The 17,295-nt window shown below is 63.5% G+C and carries 14 protein-coding genes and 1 pseudogene; 1 reads left to right on the top strand and 14 read right to left on the bottom strand.

What is annotated here, in order from left to right; genetic code table 11:
• Positions 1 to 216 precede the first annotated feature (216 nt).
• From AC0L14_RS31200 to AC0L14_RS31250, 11 genes and pseudogenes are all read right to left on the bottom strand, one after another.
• Positions 217 to 1,857 carry an ABC transporter substrate-binding protein gene (locus AC0L14_RS31200; RefSeq protein ID WP_473485778.1) on the bottom strand — a complete coding sequence of 547 codons (1,641 nt, stop codon included), beginning with the start codon at positions 1,855 to 1,857 and terminating at the stop codon, positions 217 to 219.
• A 307-nt stretch (positions 1,858 to 2,164) separates the two neighbouring features.
• Positions 2,165 to 3,139 (bottom strand): alpha/beta hydrolase, encoded by a 975-nt coding sequence (locus tag AC0L14_RS31205; protein ID WP_473525974.1) that lies wholly within the window; start codon positions 3,137 to 3,139, stop codon positions 2,165 to 2,167.
• Between the two features lie 19 nt (positions 3,140 to 3,158).
• Positions 3,159 to 3,839, bottom strand: coding sequence for an isochorismatase family protein (locus tag AC0L14_RS31210; protein WP_473485780.1), 681 nt, complete (start codon positions 3,837 to 3,839; stop codon positions 3,159 to 3,161).
• Positions 3,840 to 4,107: 268 nt separating this feature from the next.
• The gene (locus tag AC0L14_RS31215) at positions 4,108 to 5,412 is read right to left on the bottom strand and encodes a M24 family metallopeptidase (RefSeq protein WP_473525973.1); all 1,305 of its coding nucleotides are present in this window, start codon (positions 5,410 to 5,412) and stop codon (positions 4,108 to 4,110) included.
• Between the two features lie 315 nt (positions 5,413 to 5,727).
• Positions 5,728 to 6,705 carry a GlxA family transcriptional regulator gene (locus AC0L14_RS31220; protein WP_473751786.1) on the bottom strand — a complete coding sequence of 326 codons (978 nt, stop codon included), beginning with the start codon at positions 6,703 to 6,705 and terminating at the stop codon, positions 5,728 to 5,730.
• 196 nt (positions 6,706 to 6,901) lie between these two features.
• Positions 6,902 to 7,090: a DUF1059 domain-containing protein gene (locus AC0L14_RS31225; RefSeq protein WP_095519966.1), complete on the bottom strand. Its 189-nt coding sequence runs from the start codon at positions 7,088 to 7,090 to the stop codon at positions 6,902 to 6,904.
• 130 nt (positions 7,091 to 7,220) lie between these two features.
• Positions 7,221 to 7,361 (bottom strand): annotated as a pseudogene (locus tag AC0L14_RS31230) (GlxA family transcriptional regulator); the annotation flags it as partial.
• Between the two features lie 146 nt (positions 7,362 to 7,507).
• Positions 7,508 to 8,593 (bottom strand): MBL fold metallo-hydrolase, encoded by a 1,086-nt coding sequence (locus AC0L14_RS31235; RefSeq protein ID WP_473751787.1) that lies wholly within the window; start codon positions 8,591 to 8,593, stop codon positions 7,508 to 7,510.
• On the bottom strand, positions 8,581 to 9,177 hold the full coding sequence (locus AC0L14_RS31240; protein WP_473751788.1) for a hypothetical protein: 597 nt from the start codon (positions 9,175 to 9,177) through the stop codon (positions 8,581 to 8,583). Before AC0L14_RS31240 ends, AC0L14_RS31235 begins: the two co-directional genes overlap by 13 nt.
• Positions 9,177 to 9,626: a (2Fe-2S)-binding protein gene (locus AC0L14_RS31245; protein WP_473751789.1), complete on the bottom strand. Its 450-nt coding sequence runs from the start codon at positions 9,624 to 9,626 to the stop codon at positions 9,177 to 9,179. The genes AC0L14_RS31240 and AC0L14_RS31245 overlap by 1 nt, the downstream gene beginning before the upstream one ends.
• Positions 9,627 to 9,639: 13 nt before the next feature.
• Positions 9,640 to 11,820 carry a xanthine dehydrogenase family protein molybdopterin-binding subunit gene (locus AC0L14_RS31250; protein WP_473751790.1) on the bottom strand — a complete coding sequence of 727 codons (2,181 nt, stop codon included), beginning with the start codon at positions 11,818 to 11,820 and terminating at the stop codon, positions 9,640 to 9,642.
• 167 nt (positions 11,821 to 11,987) lie between these two features.
• On the opposite strand from AC0L14_RS31250, the gene AC0L14_RS31255 reads away from it, so the two are divergent.
• A complete protein-coding gene (locus AC0L14_RS31255; protein ID WP_473485826.1) occupies positions 11,988 to 12,980 on the top strand; it encodes a LysR family transcriptional regulator in 993 nt (330 codons plus the stop codon).
• A gap of 68 nt (positions 12,981 to 13,048) precedes the next feature.
• Here AC0L14_RS31255 and AC0L14_RS31260 read toward each other — a convergent pair whose 3' ends face one another.
• The 3 genes from AC0L14_RS31260 to AC0L14_RS31270 form a co-directional block, all read right to left on the bottom strand.
• Positions 13,049 to 14,230 (bottom strand): cystathionine gamma-synthase, encoded by a 1,182-nt coding sequence (locus AC0L14_RS31260; RefSeq protein ID WP_473485788.1) that lies wholly within the window; start codon positions 14,228 to 14,230, stop codon positions 13,049 to 13,051.
• Positions 14,227 to 15,699, bottom strand: a complete 1,473-nt coding sequence (locus tag AC0L14_RS31265; RefSeq protein ID WP_473525969.1) for a pyridoxal-phosphate dependent enzyme — start codon at positions 15,697 to 15,699, stop codon at positions 14,227 to 14,229. The genes AC0L14_RS31260 and AC0L14_RS31265 overlap by 4 nt, the downstream gene beginning before the upstream one ends.
• 212 nt (positions 15,700 to 15,911) lie before the next feature.
• Positions 15,912 to 17,261: an FAD/NAD(P)-binding protein gene (locus AC0L14_RS31270; protein WP_473751792.1), complete on the bottom strand. Its 1,350-nt coding sequence runs from the start codon at positions 17,259 to 17,261 to the stop codon at positions 15,912 to 15,914.
• Positions 17,262 to 17,295 lie beyond the last annotated feature (34 nt).

The raw sequence follows: 17,295 nt of genomic DNA on the forward strand, positions 1-17,295 counted from the left end.
TGGCCGCCAAACCGTCGAACAAAGGGATGGCCGCCTTGAAAAGGCCCCTTGACAGCGAAAGCCCCATACAAGGTGGCGCGGCGAAGCCGCGACGGAGAGGGGGACTGCGCCCGCAATGAAAGACCCCTCTCTCCGTCCGCTTCGCGGCCACCTATCCCCCCGTTTCGCGTGGGCGAAGAACCAGGTCTTGAGAGGCTGGAGGGACGGCACCCGCGTTCACGCCTCGAGCCAAACCTTGTCGAAATGCTGCTCCAGCGACTGGTGCTGCTCGCAGCCATGCACGCCCTTGCGGAACGTCCGATAAACCGAGCGCCAGTAGGGCTGGATGATGATGCCGGAGTCGCGCAGGTTCTGCTCGATCTTGGCCATGATCTCGCGGCGCTCGCCGGCGTCGGGTGTGGCCAGCGCCTTGTCGAGCAAGGCGTCGAACTCTGGATTGGCGTAGGCGGTCTCGTTCCAGGCGGCGCCGGATCTGTAGGCCAGGGCCAGCACCTGGACGCCCAGCGGCCGGCCGAGCCACTCGGTGCAGGAGAAGGGATATTTGCTCCAGTCGTTCCAGAACGTCGCCGCCGGCAGCACGGTTCGTTTGACCTTCAGCCCGGCGTCGCGCATCTGCGCGGCGATGGCGTCGCCGGTGTTCTTCTGCCAGTCGACATCGACGGAGATGAGGTCGTATTCGTGGTCGGATTTGCCGGCCTCGGCAAGCAGCGCCTTGGCTTGATCGATATTGCGGACGGCCGGGCCAATATCGGCGTATTCGGCGTGCATCGGGCCGACATGGTGGTTCTCGGCCGGCTTGCCGCGGTCGTCCATGCCGATCTTCAGGATTGCGGCGTTGTCGACGGCGAGCTGGGCGGCGCGCCGCACCCTGATGTCGTCATAGGGCGGATTGCCGACGTTGAAACGCGCGACGATGGTCGAGCCGGTGGCAAGCTCCGAATTGCTTAGCTCCATGGCATCGGTTTGCGAAACCGTATCGGCGGCGGTTTCGTGGTTGGTGTCGATCTCGCCCGATTCAAATGCCGAAAACATCGCATTGGGATCGGAGCCGTAGTCGACCCATTGGATGCCGTCGAGCCAGAAGTCGCCTTTCCACCACGGCTTGTCCTTGCGGCGGACCTCGGCGCCGACTTCGGCGTCCCATGCCACCAGCTCGCAAGGTCCTGTGGTGATCGCCAGCGCCTTCAGCGGATCGCCGTCGCCATCGTAGCTGCGATGCATGATCAGCGCCGGATAGTCGGTCATGCCGGCAATCAGCGAAACGTCGGGCTTCGGCAAATTGAGCCGGACGGTAAAGTCGTCGACACGCTCGATGCCGCCGTCGACCGGTTTCTTGGTGGCGGCGTCGACCAGCGCGCCCATGCGCTCGGCGACCGAATTGCCGGCAACGCTTGCATCGCACCAGCGCATCAGGTTGTGGACGACGTCGTCGGCGTTGAAAGTGTCGCCGTTCGACCAGGTGATGCCCTTGCGGACGTGCAGCGTGAGCACGCGAGCGTCATCACTGGTCTCCCAGCTCTCAAGCAGCCACGGCTCGAAGGTGAAATCGCGGTTCCAGCGCACCAGATATTCGTTGCACTGGCGGGCGACGTTGGACATTTCGACGCCGTCGAAGGTGCGCGGGTCCTTCCAGCCCTTGACGTTCATGGCGACGCGCAAGACGCCGCCGCGCTTCGGCTCCTGCGCCCTGGCCGGGGAGGGCGCAAGGCCGCCAAGCGCCAGCGCGCCGGCGGCGCTGACGCCAAGTGCTGCCATGGTGGCGAGATATTCGCGCCGGTTCATGCCGCCCTTCTTGAAGCCGTCGGCGACGGGCTCGGCCTGCGGATGCAACGCTCTGTCGGTCAACATGAACTTCATCGTCGAATCCTCCCTGCCGGCGCCCGGTCGACCGCGTCGCGGGGGCGGATGCGGCCGCCGGGCGCCTTTGTCCATGGGCAATGATAGTGTGGGATTTAGCGGGAAAGTGTTCGGGTTTCCGCAGCTGTTGTGCGCTGTTCCGCAGAGGTGAAGAGTGGGGTGCTTGTAAGGCCCCCTCATCCGGCCCTTCGGGCCACCTTCTCTCCCCGGCGGGGAGAAAAGGCTGGCACCGGCGTGGGCGATCTCTTCTCCCCTCGGGGAGAAGGTGGCCGCGAAGCGGCCGGATGAGGGGGCCTTCGCGGGTTCCCTACAACCAGTCGCCCTTGCCGAGCGTGGCGATGGCGGCGACGATGCGGGTGAACGCTTCGCCGGCCCGCGGCACGGTTTTGCGGGCGCGCAGGAAACTGTGCACGAGGCGCTGCTCCTCGTACCACCAGGCGCGGCCGCCGGCGGCAAGGATGCGGTCGCGATAGGCCTCGCCGTCCGATGACAGCGGATCGCATTGCGCTGTGACGATGACCGTCGGCGGCAGGCCGGAGAAGTCGCTGTCGTGCAGCGGCAGGAAGGTCGGGTCGTCCGGCGACTGTGCCTTGCCGGAGCGGACCTGGCGATAGAATTCGATGTCGCTGAGGGTGAGCAGCGGCGCCTCGGCGTGCTCAACATAGGAGCCGGCGCTCTCGTCACCGCCCAGCTCGGGGTAGACCAGCACCTGGCCAATTGCGCGGCGAGGATGGCGGCGCGCCGCGTGCGCGACCGCGGCGGCAAGATTGCCGCCGGCGCTCTCGCCGCACAGCACAACCGGCAGCCCGCTTGTCGCCGCCCATTCGAACACCGCCAGCGCATCGTCGAAGGCGGCCGGATGCAGATGTTCGGGCGCCAGCCGGTAGTCGGCGGATAAGACCGCAAAGCCGGTGCCGGCGCAGATCTCGGCGCAGATGTCGTCATGGCTGTCGAGGCCGCCAAGCACAAAGCCGCCGCCGTGATAATAGACGACCAGCGCCTGCGGCGCCTTGCCCGCCAGCTGGTAGCGCCTGATCGGGATCGCGTGGCCGCCGGCAACAACCGTGCCGTCGCTGGCTTCAACGCCTGCGGGAGTGCCCGCGTGAAACGCCCGGCACATCGCGTCGTAGACCGACCGCTGCTTGTCGACCGGCAGGTCGATTTCGGGCGGATACCATGCGTTGACCCGGTCGATATAGGCCCACAGCGCCGGATCGAGCAGCGTCGCGTATTTTTCCCGTTTTGCTTTTTCGGTTTTTTCGGCGCCGCTGACCATCGCCATCCGGTCCCACCTGGAAGCATCAGAGCTCGTCGTAGAGCCGGGCCGCATTTTCATAGGTGAAGCGCAAAGGCACGGAACCTTGGACCTGCCATGCATCGACCGTCTCGCCTGCCATCAGCCGGCAGGCGCCGTCGGTGGTGGTCACGGCGCCGCCATAGAGCCGGTTGGCAAGGTTGAGGATTGCGGTCTGGTGCATTGCCGTGCTGCCGCTGCCGCAGGCATCCTTGACCAGCAGCACCCGAAAGCCTGATGACACCGCATCCCTAACGGTGGCGTCGATGCAGGCCTCGGTCCACACGCCGGCAACGACCAGCCACTCGATCCCTTCGGCCTTGAGCCGCCCCGCGGCGGGGCCTGCACCGAAGGCGCTGGCCTCGGTCTTGACCAGCATCATCTCGCCGGCGACCGGCGCCACTTCCGGACAGATCGCCGTCAGCGGATCGTCCTTGTCGGAGAAGGCCGACCTGCCATTCGCATCGACCGGATGGAACCGCCGCGCCTCCCTGGTGAGATCGACGATATAGGCCGAATGGTAGAGCAGCACATCGTTGACCCGCGCCGCCGCCTGCAGGCGCTGGACGTTGGCCAGAATGTCGGCAAAACCCTCGACCAGATAACGCTTGTCCTGCCGATGCTCCTCCTGGAGGTCAACGAACACCGCGGCCACCGTGCCGCGTTTGATCGAGACCGGGCTCTTCATTCGGATACCTGAACTTCGTCATTCCAGGGCGAATCAGCCGCGAAGCGGCGTCGCGAAGACCCTGGAATCCATGCCGTTACCTCTAGTGAAGAATGCAGCGGAACAGAGTTCTGCACCGTCTCGAAGCCTAGATGTAACGGCATGGATCCTAGGGTCTGCGCCGCGTCGCTGCGCTCCTTGCTCCGCCCTAGGATGACGAAAGCATGAGCGCTGCGGTTAGTCCCGAAGATTTGCGATACCGCACCGCGACCAGTGGTGGATGCTGGGATCAAACCTGTTTCTCCAGAAAATCGTCCTCATAGGGAAAGCGCGACAGAAGTTCGGTGCCGGTCTCGGTGACCAGGATCTCGTCCTCGAGCTTGACACCCTCGCGTCCGCCTTTCTCGCCAATATAGCTTTCGACGCTCACCACCATGCCGGGTACGACAAAACCGTCGCGGCCATAGGTCTCGTAGTCCATGGCGTGCGCGATGAACGGCGTCTCGCCATGCATGCCGACGCCGTGCATGACAGACGTATAGCGCTGGTCGACGAAGCGATCCGGGATATTCCAGGCCTTTTCGGCAATCTCGCGAAACGCCATGCCCGGCCTGACGATCGAGATGTTGTGCTGAACCTGATCGTGGGCCATGCGGTAGAGCGACTTCTGATAATCCGTCGGCTTGCCCGGCCCGCAGCGGAACGTGCGCGAGAAGTCCGAATAATAGCCGTAGCAGCCGATCGTATCGGTATCCAGCGCCAAAAGTTCGCCCGGCCTGATCTTGCGGCCGCTGGCCTCTTTGAACCATGGGTTGGTGCGCTGGCCCGAGGTCAGCAGGCGGGTTTCGATGAACTCGCCGCCTTGCCGGATCACCTCGTGATACATGATGGCGAACAGATCGTTTTCGGAAACGCCGGGCTTGATTGACTCGCGCACCGCATAGACGGCGGCCTCGGCGCCGGCCATCGACACCTGCAGGCATTTTATTTCCTCCGGCGTCTTCACTGCCCGCACGGCCAAGATTTCACCTTGGCAATCCCGGACCTCGCAGCCGCGCTTTTCCAGCGCCAGCGCCTGCAGATGGCCGCAGCGGTCGAGGCCGAGCTTCATCGAGCCGCCGCCATGCGCCTTGAGCAGTTCGGCGATCTCGTCGGCGAAGGGACCCGCGGTTTCGTCGTCGCGGCCCGAAACGGAAGACCAGACCAGCTTGGACGGACGCGCCTCGTCGATCGTGTCGAGCACCATCGAGACATGGTAGCTCTGCGGATACTCGAACAGCACGATCGGCCCTTCGGTGGGGATGAAGAAATAGCGTGTCGAGTTGCGCAGAAAATAGCCGAACATGTTGCGCGAGCCGGTGGCATAGCGCTGGTTGTAGGGATCGAATAGCACGACGGCGCCATAACCGGCCTCGCGCATCCAGGCGCGCAGCTTGGCTAGCCGCCCCTTGCGCAGCGCGTCCGCATCGATGAAGGACGGCTCGGTGTCTGACAGCCACATGCCGCCTGCCGGATCGGACGCCGCCGGGTGGCGCATGCGGTCTTTGAAATCCACGTCCTCGGTGCTGTCGGGGTCGAACACGACAATGCTCATGGGGTGCCTCCTGAAGCGGGGAAGATGAGCCATGCGTCGTTCAGAGGCTGTGCGGGATACCGCAGATGTTGTGCGGGATGCCGCTTGAAGTCGTTGCGTGGCGCTCTACGGCGCCCCCCTCTGTCCTGCCGGACATCTCCCCCACAAGGAGGGAGATTGGCAGCTGCGGCGCTCCGCTCACCCTTGCGACGCTGGAGATTGGCGAAAGCCGGGATGACAAGCCGATCTCCCCCCAAGTGGGGGAGATGCCCGGTAGGGCAGAGGGGGGTGCTGTCCCGCCGACGTCTTGGAGTCAAATTCCCCTGCGCCGAAAATCTACTGCCTGCGCGCCACCTTCGGCGCGTGGCCATGCTCCTCCCTGAACGCCCGCGCAAAGCTCGACATCGAAGCAAAACCGCAGGCGAGCGCCACGTCGCGCACCATCAGCGTCGAATGCGCCAGGAGATCGGCGGCGCGCTTCAGCCGCAGGCGGCGGTAATAGCCGTTGGGCGAGATGCTGAGCTCGGAGCGGAAGTTTCGTTCGAGCTTGTCGGAGGAGACGCCGAGCTTTTCCGCCAGATCCGCCATGCCGAGCCGCTCCTCGACCGCATCCTCCATGATGGCGATGGCCGACAGCACCAGCTCGTTCTGGACGCCGGTGCGTAACCGCAGCGGCATCAGCTTGCGGTCGACACTGGAGCGCAGCGGGCTGTGCACGAACCACTCGGCGACGCCGGCCGCGAGTTCGGCGCCAAAATCGTTGGTGATGATCTCCAGCATCATGTCGAGGCTGCCGACCCCGCCGGCCGAGGTGAAGCGCTTGCGGTCGATGACATAGAGATCGCGCCTGAGCTCGATGTCCGGGAACGCCTCGGTGAAGGCCGCCTGGCTGGTCCAATGCAAGGTGCAGGCATGGCCGTCGAGCAGGCCGGCCCGCGCCAGGAAGAAGGCGGCATCCGCCACCGCGCCGATATGAGCGCCGCCGCGCAGGCTCCTGCGGATCCACCCCACCGCGTCCTCCGCGACGAGATGATCGGCATCACCGCCCGAACAGACGACGATGCGGTCGACCTTCGGTGCATCGCCGGCGAAAAAGCCCGGCTGGATGACGACCCCGTTCGAAGCCTCGACCGGCCCTTCGGCGGCGCCGATGATGATCCAGCGGTAGCATTCTTTCTTGGCCAGCACGTTGGCCGCGCGCAACGGCTCGATCACCGAACTGAACGCCATCATGGGAAAACCGGGGAAGACCAGCACCGCGAAGGTGAGGGGAGTGTCGGCTGCCATCGGTTGGTGGTGCTCTCGAGTGGTCATGACTTCAACCGTGCCTGTGGGCAATTGCAGGGAAGGCCAGAATTCCGCCGGATACCACTCAGGTCAACGGGCGGTGGGTCAGTTTGAAAATTCCATCGCGCCTAGGCGTTGTCGCCTATCGGGCCGAACTCCTAAATGCTTGCCGAGCATTGGAGATAATGGTGGGGGCGCTGCGCGGCTCGTGCAAGCAGCGGATTTAGGTAGCTACAATTAGCTTCATGACCTGTTTACGGTCTTCCGGCGACCATTGCTTCGGGTCTTCCCCGTGAGCGATCGCGCCGTGAAGCTCGACATGCTTCATCACTTCCGCCTCGGTCTCTGCCGTGAACGTCGCTGGACAGGCCTCGTTTCCCGGATAGTCCCTGCAACGATACGAGTAAGCCATGACTTTCCCTCCAGGTTGCCCCGATAGCAAAGCGAGGGTACGTCGCCTTGTCAATTCACAGTTGGATGCGCCATTTAGCCGGGAAGTTTCAAACTGACCTCACTACCCAACGGGGCACGGGCCCCGCTCAACAGTCCCGCTTGGCCAGGACGTTGGCCGCACGCAGCGGCTCGATGACCGAGCTGAACGCCATCATCGGAAAGCCGGGGAAGACCAGCACGGCGAAGGTGAGCGGGGCGTCTGTAGGCTTTGGTGGGTCGCGCGGGTTCATGGGGCAGCGGTGCTCGTCGACAATTGCACGAAGCACAATTCTGCCGGACGCGCGTCAGGTCAACTGGTAGTCGGTGCTGATCCGCAAGGCTCGTTGCAAAAGCAAGGCGTCGATGCGCAGATATCGAGCCCACGAGCGGTAATGCGCTACAGCCCCGAGATATCAGGCTTTCCCTGGACGACGAAAGCTTCGAGCATCGCCCAGCAATTGTCGCGCAGGTAGGTTTCGGTCCCGGCGAGCCTGTCGCGCCATTTCGGCAGAAGCCCATCATGCATCTGGGAGACCAGGGTCTGCTCATAATCCTGATGGAGGTCCCAGGCCGTTCTTCCGGCGAGCCTCGGCGGATGCTGCCTTAGGAAGGCGGGGAAAGATAGGCTCGCATAGGCCAGTTCCGCCGCGTTGACGAGGTCCTTTACCAGTTCGGCCTGCGTCTCGACATCCTGGCGGTTGCCGGGACGGTCGATGTGGCCGGCGACAAGCGTTTCGAAATCGTAGGCAAGAACTTTGCGATGCGCCTCGACAAAGCCCGGAATGTCGATGGCAATGCCGAGATTCTTATAGGGCATCCAGCCGGGATAGACGACGTCGATGAACATGAGGGTCTTTTGGCGAGGCGCGAAGATGAAGATGTTGTCGATCGAATGGTTGATGCCCCCATACGCCAGTTCGAGGCGCTGGTTTCCCTGTTCGAGCGTGTAGGCCGTGTCGAAGGTTACGGTTGGGGCCGGACGTCGCGGGTCTTTCCGCGAAGCGAGCAGTTCGGCCGTCCGGGCGTTGGCGACGATCGTGACGTCCTTTGCGAACAGATGCGCACCGGCAATATGGTCGACATGTTCGTGACTGTAGACCAGATGCGTCACCGGCTTGTCTGTGACTTCAGCAATGGCCTTGAAGTAATTCTCCCCAAGCGTGGGTGGCGCATCGCAGGCAACCACCCCGGCCGACGAGACCATGAACATTGTGCTGTACGCACCGTCCGTAACCCAATAGAGCCCGTCGCCAATCTGCTGGACGAGGTAGCCCTTGCCAGGATCGACCAGAGGGCCCGTGCCGGACGCCGCGATGGTGCCGTCGGCCGCGAGCGCCGGATGAAGTCCACATCCGCAAAACCCGGCCTGCGCGACCGTGGCTGCGGCCACACATTGCAGGAAGTGGCGGCGGCCTCGATCGGCGCCGCCTTTGCTCGGTGCGCCGCGACCCGGCAAGTCCTCAGCTTCGGCTATTTCGGACATGCGGCTCCGCTCGTCATCCAGCTTTCGGCATCCTTCGTGAATTCCTCATAGGGGACGGGCGGGGTCGTTCGTGTCTTCCCGGTCCGGTCGACGCCTGGCGACCAGGCCCATCTGACGAGGGCCGATCTGAGATGATCGATGACCTGACCGCCATTGCGGTTTCCGTTGTGTTGTGGATCCTTCAGGTGTTCGCAAAGCTCATGTTGGGAAAGGCCGTCCCAACCCATGGTGAGGGGCGCGAGCCGCCACTCGTCGTTGGCGCCGGGAACGCCGCTGGCTGCGTTGTTCGATCGTCCGTGACAGGTGGAACAGGGCAGGCCGGCCGCACCATCATCCGCGGGTCCACGCTTTACATGGAACATGTGTCGATGCCGGTCGTCGCCCTGGCGCGGAAAGTCCGTCAAGGTGTGGCAATTCTGACAGCGAGGGCTGACCATGACGCGGGCAATCGTGTCGAAGGCGTCGGCCGACGACGTACTGTCGCCCTTCGTTTGCGACCACAGCGGCGGCACGAAGGCCAAGGCTGCCATCGCGCCGAGCATCACGCCGGCGAGTGCTCGCGCCTGAAGCGGACGGCCAATCATCACGCACCGCGCACGGCGCGATGCACCGCGGCGCGGATGCGGGCATAGGTGCCGCAGCGGCACAGATTGGTGATTGCCGCGTCGATGTCGTCATCGGTTGGATGCGGCCTATCTTTAAGCAGCGCGGCGGCGGCCATGATCATGCCGGATTGACAATAGCCGCATTGTGGAACCTGTTCCGCAATCCAGGCCTGCTGCAAGGGATGCGAGCGGTCGTCCGATAGCCCCTCAATCGTTGTGACCTGCTTGTCTTCCGCGTCAGCGAGCGAAAAGGAACAGGAGCGTACTGGCTGGCCATCGACGTGCACTGTACAGGCGCCGCAGGCAGCGATGCCGCAGCCGAATTTGGTGCCGGTCAGCCCGAGGTGGTCGCGCAACGCCCATAGCAGCGGCATGTCCGGATCGGCGTCGACCGTGACCGCACTCCCATTGACTGAAAATCTCGTCATTGTATGGCTCCCGTCAGACCAACTGATAGCCGCTGCGCGAAATCGGCAGGGTCCGGATGCGCTCGCCAGTCGCGGCGAACACGGCATTGCAGAAAGCGGCCTGCGTCGGCACCGGACCAATCTCGCCGACACCGGTCGGCTTGCCGCCGCTCTCGACGAATTGTGTCGTGATGACTGGGGTTTCCGACAGGTGCAGCGGATCGAATTGATCGAAGTTCGTCTGCTCGATCTCACCGTCCGCGAAGGTGACTTCCGTGCGCAGTCCGGAAAGGCCCCAGACCACGCCGCCTTCGATGTTGGACGTGGCAATGCCCGGGTCGAGCGTCTGGCCGACATCGACGGCGCTCCAGACATGGTGACACTTGATGTCTCTGACCTTGACGGAGATTTCGACGACTTGCGCGATATAGCCGCCGAACGCCTTGGCGAGCGCCAGGCCGCGGAACCGTCCGGCGGGCAGAGCATTCGACCAGCCGCACAGTGTGCCGACAGCTTTCAGCACAGCGACCGCACGAGGGTCGGAAGCGGCAAGCTTCAGCCGATAGGAAAGCGGGTCGTCCTTGGCGCGGTGCGCCAATTCGTCGACAACACTTTCCAGGACAAAGTTGTTCGGCCCGTGGCCGGTTGTGCGCCAAACGGAAACGGCAAGCGGCGTGTCGACGCGATGCTGCTCGACGGCGTAGTTTTGAATGGCATAAGGCGTCTTTGTCAGACCTTCGACCGCCATGCTGTCATAGGCTGCCGGCGGCATGATCGGCCGCGCCCAGTCGCCCTCTGCCTTGATGGCGCCGCGCGGGAAAATGTAGAGCATGTGGGAAGGCGAGACGACACGATGCGTCATGGCCACCGGCAGGTCGTCATTGCCGAGAGACGCCTTCACCGCATGAAGCATTGGCGGGCGGTAGGCGTCGTAGCGAAAATCTTCTTCCCGGCTCCAGATGACCTTGACAGGGCGGCCAGCGGCCTTTGCAACGATGATAGCGATCTTGGCGAAATCCGCGAGCAGCCGCCGGCCGAAGCCGCCACCGAGCAACGTCCTATGGATAATGATCTGGTCGTCCGCGAGGCCCGTCACCTGCCTGGCGACGGCATGGGTGATCTCGACGCCCTGTGTCGGAATCCATAACTCGCACCGGTCCTGCGTCACATGGGCCGTGCAGTTCATCGGCTCCATTGTCGCATGCGCCTGGGCGGGAATTTCGAATGTGACCTCCAGCACGTCGTTCGCAGCCGCAAGAGCGGCAGAGGTATCACCCGCTTTGACCATTGTGTCGAACGGGGCGGATTTCAGCAGCGCGACATATTCGGCCTTCTGGCCATCGGTTGAATATCCGGCGAGCGGACCAGGCGTGAATGAAAGATTGGCCCGATCGAGAGCCTGCTTCGCCGTCCAGTAGTCATTGGCAACGACGGCGAGGCCGGATGGAATTTCGACGACGGCAAGCACGCCACGTTCGGCCTTGATCGCCGCTGCATCGAATGCCGCGAGCGATCCTCCTTGCGAAGGGGCCCGGCGGATGGCGGCCACCACCATGCCAGGCACTTTCACATCGATGCCGAAGATGGCTGATCCATCGACCTTCGGGGGTATGTCGACGCGCGGCTGCGGCTTGCCGATCAGGTCCGAGCTGCTTGCCGGCTTGATCTGGGGATCTTTCGGGACCTCAAGCCTCGCCGCGTCCGCAGCAACCGAGCCAAAGGTCAGCATCCGGCCTGTCGGATCATGGTGGATGCGGCCCTTGTCGACGCGAAGACTGGCGGCCGCAACATCCAGACGCGCCGCGGCTGCCTCGACGAGCATCTCGCGCGCGGCAGCGCCGACGGTCCGCATGATCGGGAAGAAGGTCGGGATCGATTCACTGTTGCCGGTGAACATCCACTGATATTGCGGATGCCGGTATGCGGGATCGAAATCGGACCATTCCAGCCTTACCCGCGACCAGTCGGCGCCGAGCTCGTCCGCGAGCGCCAGGGGAAGGGTGGTTTGGATGCCCTGTCCCATTTCCGACTGGGACAGCACTATCGTCACTTGATCGTCCGGATCGATGCGCAGCCAGGCATTCACGAATTTGTCCGGGGATGCGGCCTGCGCTTTCACGGTCAAGTTCGCCGATAAGACTAGCGCGCCGGCCATGCCCAGGAACTGCCTTCGATCCAGTGATCCGGGCTTTGTCGCAACTGGGGTGCGCATCATGTTCAGCAATTCCCTTCCAAGCTCCACAGGCCATGGCAGTACCGGCGTCTAGCCATCGATCATAGGATTTGCCATTATTTGATCAACTGAAATCTCTAGATATGCGATATGAATGAAGTTGATATCGCTGAAACAGGTGATCGCGTGGCGAAGAGGAGATGCAGTTGATGCGCAAAGCCAATACCGATCAGCTGAAGCTGCGCCGGCTGGACTTCACCATGCTAGCAATCTTCCGCGATCTCGTACGGCTGCAGAAAACCACGCTTGTCGCGGCAGCGCTGGGCGTAAGTCAGTCCGCCGTCAGCCATGCGCTCGCGCGGCTGCGGGAGCTGTTCGACGATCCCCTATTCATCAGGCGTCCGAACGGGCTGGAGCCGACGCCTCGCGCCTCACAGCTTCTTCCGCAGATTGAAATCATTCTTCGGCTTGCCCACGCGGCGCTCGACGTTCCCACGCATTTCGAACCTGAAACATCATCGCGCACCTTCAGGCTCGCGGGCAACGACCTGGTCGGCGCCGTGATTGCCCCTCCGCTGATAGGGATGCTGCGCGCCGAAGCACCTGGATGCCGGGTCGCGTTTCAATTCGCTGTCGGAGCCGAAAGCCTGAACGCCCTGCGCACGAACGAAATGGAGATGGCGATTGGGCGCTTCTGGGATTTGCCGGATGAATTCCAGGCGATGCCGGTCTTCGATGAGGACTTTGTCGTCGTGGTCAGGAAAGACCATCCCGTTGCGCACGGTCCGATATCGCTCGACCACTACCTGGCACTCGATCACGTGCTTGTCTCATTCAGAGGCGGCTTTCATGGCATGGTCGATCAGGCTTTGAAAAAGCGCCGGCTCCGGCGGCGGGTCGTCGCGAGCGTTCCAATGTTCATGACCGCCATGGGCGTTGTCGCGAATAGCGATCTCTCGTCAACGGTTCCGGCCAGACTCGCCGCCAAATACGCCAATCAATTCGGGCTTGCGGTGCTTGAACCGCCGCTCGCTGTCGATCCCTTCACGTTCACCCTCGTGCGGCATGTAAGATCGGCATCAGATATTGGCCTGGATTGGTTGTCGGAAAAGATAATCGAGTGCGCCGGCTTGCCGCGGACCGGCAGCACAATCAGGCAAGGCAAAGCGAATGGCGCCGACAGTGATAAACCCGATCAATGACAGGCGCCGGCGAAGTTCAGTTGCTTGAAATGCGGCGCAGGTCAACGGACTAACCGCATGAACGCCCCTCAGCTCGCCAGCGCCTGATCCAGATCCGCAATCAGATCGTCACCATCCTCGATCCCGGCCGACAACCGCACCAGCGAATCGGAAATCCCGATCTCGGCCCGCTTCCCGGCCGGGATCGAGCCGTGTGTCATCAGCGCCGGGTGCTCGATCAGGCTTTCGACGCCGCCGAGGCTTTCGGCCAGCGTGAACAGTTGCGTGTGTTCGAGGAAGCGTTTTGTGCCGGCGAGGTCGCGGTCGAGCTCGACTGTGATCATGCCGCCGAAGGCGTGCATCTGCCGCCTGGCGATGGCGTGCTGCGGGTGGCTGGGGAGACCGGGATAGATGACGCGGCGGATGTCGGGACGGCTTTCCAGCCAGTGCGCGATCTTCTGGCCGTTCGACGAATGGCGCTCCATCCTGAGCGCCAGCGTCTTGAGGCCGCGCAGCGCGAGAAAGCTGTCGAACGGCCCGGAAATGGCGCCAATCGCGTTCTGCAGGAATTTCAGCCGGTCGGCCAGATCCTTGTTGTCGCCGACCACGGCGACGCCGCCGACCATGTCGGAATGGCCGTTGAGGTATTTCGTCGTCGAATGGACTGATATGTCGATGCCGACCTCCAGCGGCCGCTGCAGATAGGGGCTGCAGAAGGTGTTGTCGGCAACCGAGATTACGCCCTTGCGCTTGGCCAGCGCGGCGACCGCCTCGAGGTCGACGACACGCAGCAGCGGGTTCGTCGGCGTCTCGACCCAGAGCATTTTGGTTTCCGGGCGGATCGCCGCCTCGACCGCGGCCAGATCGGTGAAGTCGACGAAGTCGATCTGGAGGTTGGCCGAGCGCTTGCGCACCCGCTCGAGCAGCCGGAAGGTGCCGCCATAGATGTCGTCGGTGGCGACGACATGGGCGCCGGAATCGAGCAGTTCGAAAATGGTGGCGATCGCCGCCAGCCCCGAGGCGAAGGCGAAGGCGGCTGCGCCGCTTTCGAGGTCGGCCACGGCGCGCTCGAAGGCAAAGCGGGTCGGGTTCTGGCTGCGGGCATATTCAAAACCCTTGTGCACGCCCGGGCTCTGCTGGCCATAGGTCGAGGTCGCATAGATCGGCACCATCACCGCACCCGTCGTCGGGTCGTGGCTCTGGCCGCCATGGATCGTGCGCGTCGAGAAGGCCAGGCGATTCCTGCCCGATACGGTGGCTTTGATGGTCATCGGGCGCGCCTCAGATGGTTGATCAGGTCGATGCGGGTTATCAGGCCAATGAATTCGTCGCCATCGAAGACGATGGCGACTTCGTTGCGGTCGAACACCGGCAGTAGCGCGTCCAGCGTCTGGCTGGCCTGCAGCGTGTGCAAATTGGAGGTCATCGCCGTGCGGACCGGGGCCTTAAAACGGTCCCAGCGGCTGTCATAGGGGCCTTCGACGTGGGCGAGGATATCGCTTTCGTCGACGATGCCGACCAGCTTGCCGTCGTCCAGCACCGGCAGTTGCGAGACATCCGAACGGCGCATGCGGCCATAGGCGTTGAGCAGGCTTTCGTCCGGGCCGACAGACACGATGTCGCCGGTGCGTAGCGTGCGCATCACCAGATCGCGCAGATCGCCATGCTGCTCCTGCTCGGCCAACCCTTGCTCGGCCAGCCAGAAGTCGTCGAATACTTTCGACAGGTACTTGTTGCCGCTGTCGCAGACGAAGGTGACGACCCGTTTCGGCACGGTCTGCTCGCGGCAATAGCGAAGCGCGGTCGAAAGCAGCGTGCCGGACGACGAGCCGGCGAGGATGCCTTCCCGCGAAAGCAGGTCGCGCACGGCCAGCATGCTCTGCTTGTCGGTGATGGAGTAGGCCTTCTTGACCAGAGACAGATCGGCATTGGGCGGGACGAAATCCTCGCCGATACCTTCCACGGTCCAACTTCCGGCCTCTATCATCTTGCCGGTCTTGATCAAGGGCGCCAGCACCGAGCCGACCGGATCGGCGAGAATCATCTCGGTCTTCGGCGAGACCTTTGCGAAATAGCGGCCAAGCCCGGTCAGCGTGCCGCCGGAGCCGACGCCGACGACCACGGCATCGACGTCGCCATCGAGCTGTTGAAAGATTTCCGGACCGGTCGTGGTTTCATGGGCGAGCGGATTGGCCGGGTTGGCGAACTGGTTGGCATAGAAGGCGCCGGGCAGCTCGGCGGCGATCTTTTCGGCCATGTCCTGGTAGTATTCCGCATGGCCCTTGCCGACGTCGGAACGGGTCATGCGCACTTCTGCGCCGAGCGCGCGCAGATGCTGGATCTTTTCGCGCGACATCTTGTCGGGCACGACGAGAATGATGCGGTAGCCCTTGGGGATGCCGACCTGGGCGAGGCCAAGACCGGTGTTGCCGGCGGTCGCCTCGACGATGGTGCCGCCGCGCTTCAGCTTGCCCTGCTTTTCGGCGGCGGCAATCATCGACAGCGCGATGCGGTCCTTGATCGAGCCGCCGGGGTTCTGGCTTTCAAGCTTGATGAACAGCCGGCACTTGCCGATGTCGAATTTGGTCAGCTCGACGACCGGCGTCTGCCCGATCAGGTCAAGAACTGATGCATAGGGCGGACGCAGGCGGGACATTGCCCTGTCTGAGGATGGGGCCTCGTCCGAATGGGCACTGCCCGAGGGGGAACTGTCGGGTGCGGCAATCTTATGCTTGCTCATATCAGATGCTCCATGGTCAAGCGACCGCCTTGGGCAGGCTGTCAGCCTATCTTCTTTTCCAGCCGTTTGCAGTCTGAAAGAAGATAGATCGTGCCAATCCATTGGCCAGACGGGGAATGGGATTCCGGCTTTCGCTGCCGGTGGTCCCAACCCAAATGCCTTCTGCCTGCAACGATCCTTCCCACCCCCCTCCGGCATCAACAGGTTCTGCCTCACCCCAGCAACCGCTTGCCCAGCCGCGCGCACTGGACGCGAATATCCGGAATGGCGTCGATCTCGAAGAAGGTGCCGCGCGTCAGTGGCCCGACCGCGAGAATCTTGGCCGATACGGTGCCGTCGCTGGCGATGACCTCGCAATTGTCTGATACGTCGAGGCCAAGGCGCAGCGGGTCCGGCCGCGCCAGCCCGCGATCGACCAGCGATCGCACCACGCTGTTCGTGGTGGTAGAGATATCCCTGGCGATGCCGGTGCAGTCGTAGATGCGGGCGACTTCGAACGTCTCGATGTTTTGCGTGTGGCGCGACTGGACCTGCACGCTGAAATCGTCACCCGCGGTGATTCCGACGACGCGCCCGGCGACCAGCCGGATGCAGCCCGATTGAACCGCCTCGGTGACGCGGCCATAGACTTCCGGCGCCATGCGATGGCGGTGGATATCCCACCACGCCTTGGTGTGCTCGACGAAGCGGCGCTTGGCCGAAGACGGCCAGTTCTGCCAGATCTTCTGGTTGAACGGCCTGAGACCGTCGACGACGTCGCGCCAGTCGATGCCGGCCTTCTGGTTTTCCCGGATCAGATCGCGGAACCAGCCGACAAAGTAGGAAAGCTGGGTGCCGAGCGGAATGTCGGCGACGTCGAGCTTGATCGGATTGCCCTTGCGATGCGGCGAAGGCAGCAGACCGCGCCGCGACACCGCCACGATCTCACCGCGATGGCCGCGCTGTTCGAGCGACAGGAAGGCATCGACCATGCTCAAGCCGGTGCCCAGCACCAGGACTCGGGATTCGGGGTCCAGCGCGGTGTCGGCCTCTGATCCCATCCTGATCGCGTGGCCCTGGCCGGCGCCCGGCTCCTCGTCATGCCCGGTCGCCAGCACGGCAAGATGGGCGACGACGCTGGTGCCGTTGGCCAGCGTCACCTCGACCCCGGACGCAGTCGGCGAGATCGACAGGCTCTCCTCGCGGATCAGCCGAAGACGCCCGGTCTCGCGAGCCTCGAGCTCGTCCAGCAGCTCCTTCAGATAGCGGGCATAGACGCTGCGCGGCGCATAGGCCGGCGCCTGCTCTGGAGTTGCCAGGCCGCGTTCAAGCAGCCAGCGCCAGAAATTGCCGGGGTCGTCGGCATAGGCGCTCATGCCGGCCGCGCTGACATTCAGCACATGCGCCGACAGCAGCGTGGAATAGGCGATGCCCTGTCCGAAATGCGGACGCTTTTCGATCAGCGTGACGCGGAGATCGGGATTGGGCAACTTCAGGAGATGCGCGGCAAGGACGACGCCGCTGGCGCCGCCGCCGACAATAATGATCGAATTCGGGACGATCGAATTTGCGCGACCGGTCATGCGCGCACCAATTGCCTCGGGAGCCGTCGGTTCC

The organism is Mesorhizobium sp. WSM4841 (assembly GCF_055811515.1).

What these genes read in the sequence shown, in the direction of transcription:
- AC0L14_RS31200 (WP_473485778.1), bottom strand. Translation starts at nt 1,857, where the DNA reads ATGAAGTTCATGTTGACCGACAGAGCGTTGCATCCGCAGGCCGAGCCC.
- AC0L14_RS31205 (WP_473525974.1), bottom strand. Translation starts at nt 3,139, where the DNA reads ATGGCGATGGTCAGCGGCGCCGAAAAAACCGAAAAAGCAAAACGGGAA.
- AC0L14_RS31210 (WP_473485780.1), bottom strand. Translation starts at nt 3,839, where the DNA reads ATGAAGAGCCCGGTCTCGATCAAACGCGGCACGGTGGCCGCGGTGTTC.
- AC0L14_RS31215 (WP_473525973.1), bottom strand. Translation starts at nt 5,412, where the DNA reads ATGAGCATTGTCGTGTTCGACCCCGACAGCACCGAGGACGTGGATTTC.
- AC0L14_RS31220 (WP_473751786.1), bottom strand. Translation starts at nt 6,705, where the DNA reads ATGACCACTCGAGAGCACCACCAACCGATGGCAGCCGACACTCCCCTC.
- AC0L14_RS31225 (WP_095519966.1), bottom strand. Translation starts at nt 7,090, where the DNA reads ATGGCTTACTCGTATCGTTGCAGGGACTATCCGGGAAACGAGGCCTGT.
- AC0L14_RS31235 (WP_473751787.1), bottom strand. Translation starts at nt 8,593, where the DNA reads ATGTCCGAAATAGCCGAAGCTGAGGACTTGCCGGGTCGCGGCGCACCG.
- AC0L14_RS31240 (WP_473751788.1), bottom strand. Translation starts at nt 9,177, where the DNA reads ATGATTGGCCGTCCGCTTCAGGCGCGAGCACTCGCCGGCGTGATGCTC.
- AC0L14_RS31245 (WP_473751789.1), bottom strand. Translation starts at nt 9,626, where the DNA reads ATGACGAGATTTTCAGTCAATGGGAGTGCGGTCACGGTCGACGCCGAT.
- AC0L14_RS31250 (WP_473751790.1), bottom strand. Translation starts at nt 11,820, where the DNA reads ATGATGCGCACCCCAGTTGCGACAAAGCCCGGATCACTGGATCGAAGG.
- AC0L14_RS31255 (WP_473485826.1), top strand. Translation starts at nt 11,988, where the DNA reads ATGCGCAAAGCCAATACCGATCAGCTGAAGCTGCGCCGGCTGGACTTC.
- AC0L14_RS31260 (WP_473485788.1), bottom strand. Translation starts at nt 14,230, where the DNA reads ATGACCATCAAAGCCACCGTATCGGGCAGGAATCGCCTGGCCTTCTCG.
- AC0L14_RS31265 (WP_473525969.1), bottom strand. Translation starts at nt 15,699, where the DNA reads ATGAGCAAGCATAAGATTGCCGCACCCGACAGTTCCCCCTCGGGCAGT.
- AC0L14_RS31270 (WP_473751792.1), bottom strand. Translation starts at nt 17,261, where the DNA reads ATGACCGGTCGCGCAAATTCGATCGTCCCGAATTCGATCATTATTGTC.